Raw genomic sequence first — 2,926 nt, 5'->3', positions numbered from 1 at the left:
GTTGCGAAGACACCCATGACGGTGCGTGAGACGTCCTGATAGCGATCGAAGCGAGGTGGGACGATCACGGCATCGGGGCACAAGCGTCGTGCCTCGGCCATTGGCATTGCACTGCCTACACGATAGGGGCGCGCCTCGTAGCTCGCCGTGAGGACAACCCCGCGGTTGCTGCGGGGCCCCACAAGTACCGGCTTGCCGCGTAGGCTTGGATCATCCAACTGCTCCACGGCCGCATAGAAGGCGTCCATATCGGCATGTGCGATGGTGCGGGGCCACGTGAGTTCTCGCTTAGTCACCATCGCGCCGCACCAGTTCGGCTAAGACCTCGCCGTTCCCGTCCTTGAGAGTGAGCTTTAGATCGTCGGTTTCTGCATAGCGAACGTTGCCAAGCATGGTGAGAAACTGCTGCTCTCTGCCCATCACCTCAGGCGGGCAAGCCATCCGTGTGGAGGCCAATGGCCCCATCGTGAGTTCATCGCCTTTCTGCGTGTAGGCGCCGGTGAATCGGTTGCAGCCTGATGAACCTCCCACGACGCCGTCCGCGCGGAACTGCACGAAGCGGGCTGTTCTGCCCGCCTCGCCAGCGAAGCCCCACTCCGATCCAGCGAGGTCTATCGGTCCTGCTGCTGCATTGCCGACCATGAATTGGCTCGCGAGGAGCACAGTCAGGGCGGCACGGAGATATGCGCAACGGCCCATTGAAAGCGCCCCCAAAGTGACCTTCGCCTGTAGCGACATGAAAGCTATTCTAGAACCAAGGAGGCAGTCCGGAAAGCGGGATGGATACTCTGCGCGAGAAGGTGATGGCTTCTCGATCAGCGTTGCATCCGATGTCCTCAATCTCGACGACGAACTAGCGCTTCAGCACGGTAGCGGTGGGCTCTCTCACTCAAGGCGCTGAGGGCCGGGACAGGCACTAAGGGGCCCTCAAGCGGGGCCGGCAACGTCGGGTTAGTAGCTTAAACCGGACGTCCCAAAATTGCCTGCTGATGTCCGCTAATGACCCAAAGCGAACATGGTGCACTGCAGCTTGAGCCTAAGGACCCAACGCTTATTATCGTCAGTGTAAGTCAGGGAGAGCTTCACTAATGGCTAAGGTGTTGATCGCAAGACCTGATATCCTAAATCGTCGTGTCTTTGTCGTTTGAAATCGCAAAAGCCGCGACTTGAATTTTCTGCCCATACGAAGGGGGGGTTTTTGTAATGGAAGCACTAGTTCCAATACTTACTCAAATCATTACAGGCATACTGGGCGGTCAAGCTGTCGGTGCGGTGTTGCAACAAGTGGCTATGAGCCAGCTGACCAAGATCATCAGCGGTGCAGTCGGTGGTGTTGCTGGAGGCACACTTCTCGGGAGCGTTCTCGGCGGCGCGGCGGGTGCTGATCCGGCTACAGGCGGCGCGCTAGGCGGCCTACTCAGCAATGCCCTTGGTGGAGCGGGCGGCGGTGCCGTGCTCACCGGCATCGTAGGTGCTGTGATGAAGGCAATGAACAAATAGAGACCGGCGGAGATCGGAAGGTTGCCATGGCCAAGAAGGATGTTGACGAAGTCTCCTTGCTGGCTGCATCGTTCATCCGATGGGGCCTTGGTTTGTTTATTCTTGGTCTCATCATGGGCCTTCCACCTTTTTTCAGACTCCTTCAAACTTCGTTGCAGGGTCCAAACTGGATACAGTTGGAGAATGTGACCCTCTGGCTTGGGTGTCCGTATGCTGTCCAAATAGGTGCGCTTGGCATGATCGCGATTGGAGCAGTCTACGGTCTGTTTCCTGCCGAGGAGCTTGAAGCAGAGTCACGCGACTACGCTGCCTTTTGGTTGTGCGTCGTCAGTCTTCTGGCAGTTGCCGTCGTCGGGTATGCTGGTTATTTCGTGCTGAATGCCCTCGACCTTTCGTTGCCAGGCACTCACTCCGGGCGAGAGACGGGCTGGCTTTACGGCCTCAGCATCAGCGCTGCGGCCTACGTGATCGGCGTCGCGCTAGCTTACGCTTCGATCGTGGATGTAACCTTCAACCAGCCGGAAGACTAGAATTCTGGAATCTCGCTAATCGATCAAAGCAGATGTTTGCTTCTTGCACTAGGCAGCACTCAATCGCGAGGCCTTGGATGCCGGGGTTTCGGGCGTAAACCAGACCTTGCCAGCTAGGCTATGATGTCGGCTAATGACTCAAAGCGGTCATTGGCTGCTCGTAGGGCCGGCCGCCCGCAACCAATCTCGCGCCTAAGGCGCTATAGTACCGTTGAGGCCAGTCAGACAGAGGAAATGCCCATAGATGCGAGTCCTGGACTTATTCCGCGGTGCCATCTTCGCCGCTTTGCTTGCCCTGCCATTGGCTCTAGTTCCGAGCGCCTATGCAGGTAGCGGCAGCATTTCTCTCACCGTGTACAAGGGTGGGTGGTTCATCGGTGCATCAGGTGGCAGCGGCAGATTGGTCTTCCGCGGGCGGACCTACAGACTGGGTGTGGGCGGAATCAACTACGGTTTGCTGTTTGGTGGATCAAAGACCGAGCTTCATGGGCGCGTGAGTAATATTCAACGCGCTTCCGATGTTGCCGGCGTTTATGCGGCCGCGGGTGCAGGTCTTGCAGTGGGCAGTGGCGTCCGAGCGATCGTTCTCACAAACCAGAACGGAGCCGTTCTTGAACTGACAGGGCGCCAAGTTGGACTGATGGCGAACGCAGATTTGAGCGGTCTGGCAATCACTTTGAAGTAAGGAGTGCGGATTTGGCGCACGCCTGCAGGTTATCGCAGTTAGCTGATGGCCAACCTGGCGTAGCTTTTGACCCTCAGCATATCTCAGTGCGGAGGTTGAGAATTTCTGGTTTCGGATGCAAAGCAGATGTGCGTTAGCCTATCGATAATGTCTGCTAATGAGCCAAAGCGGACATTGATCAGATAGAATTTAGACGTTTGCATCCTTGTCG

General features: G+C 57.0%; 5 protein-coding genes. 3 read left to right on the top strand and 2 right to left on the bottom strand.

What is annotated here, in order from left to right:
- Together AC33YF_RS13520 and AC33YF_RS13515 are read right to left on the bottom strand one after the other, a co-directional pair.
- The coding region (locus tag AC33YF_RS13520; protein WP_491777736.1) for a Y-family DNA polymerase at positions 1-248 on the bottom strand (248 nt) is incomplete at its 3' end.
- A 40-nt stretch (positions 249-288) separates the two neighbouring features.
- Positions 289-699, bottom strand: a complete 411-nt coding sequence (locus tag AC33YF_RS13515) for an META domain-containing protein (protein ID WP_491777735.1) — start codon at positions 697-699, stop codon at positions 289-291.
- A gap of 504 nt (positions 700-1,203) precedes the next feature.
- Here AC33YF_RS13515 and AC33YF_RS13510 point away from each other — a divergent pair.
- The 3 genes from AC33YF_RS13510 (at position 1,204) to AC33YF_RS13500 (ending at position 2,715) form a co-directional block, all read left to right on the top strand.
- On the top strand, positions 1,204-1,500 hold the full coding sequence (locus AC33YF_RS13510) for a hypothetical protein (RefSeq protein WP_491777734.1): 297 nt from the start codon (positions 1,204-1,206) through the stop codon (positions 1,498-1,500).
- Positions 1,501-1,526: 26 nt separating this feature from the next.
- Entirely contained in the window at positions 1,527-2,030 is a 504-nt protein-coding gene (locus AC33YF_RS13505) for a hypothetical protein (RefSeq protein WP_491777733.1), read from the top strand.
- Positions 2,031-2,274: 244 nt separating this feature from the next.
- On the top strand, positions 2,275-2,715 hold the full coding sequence (locus AC33YF_RS13500) for a hypothetical protein (protein ID WP_491777732.1): 441 nt from the start codon (positions 2,275-2,277) through the stop codon (positions 2,713-2,715).
- The last annotated feature ends 211 nt before the right edge of the window (positions 2,716-2,926 follow it).

Source organism: Methyloceanibacter sp. (genome assembly GCF_058506495.1).
This window is presented reverse-complemented; position numbering and strand designations above follow the sequence as displayed.

Excerpts from the sequence above, each read along its gene's own strand:
- AC33YF_RS13500 (WP_491777732.1), top strand. The coding sequence starts at position 2,275 with ATGCGAGTCCTGGACTTATTCCGCGGTGCCATCTTCGCCGCTTTGCTT.
- AC33YF_RS13515 (WP_491777735.1), bottom strand. The coding sequence starts at position 699 with ATGGGCCGTTGCGCATATCTCCGTGCCGCCCTGACTGTGCTCCTCGCG.
- AC33YF_RS13505 (WP_491777733.1), top strand. The coding sequence starts at position 1,527 with ATGGCCAAGAAGGATGTTGACGAAGTCTCCTTGCTGGCTGCATCGTTC.
- AC33YF_RS13510 (WP_491777734.1), top strand. The coding sequence starts at position 1,204 with ATGGAAGCACTAGTTCCAATACTTACTCAAATCATTACAGGCATACTG.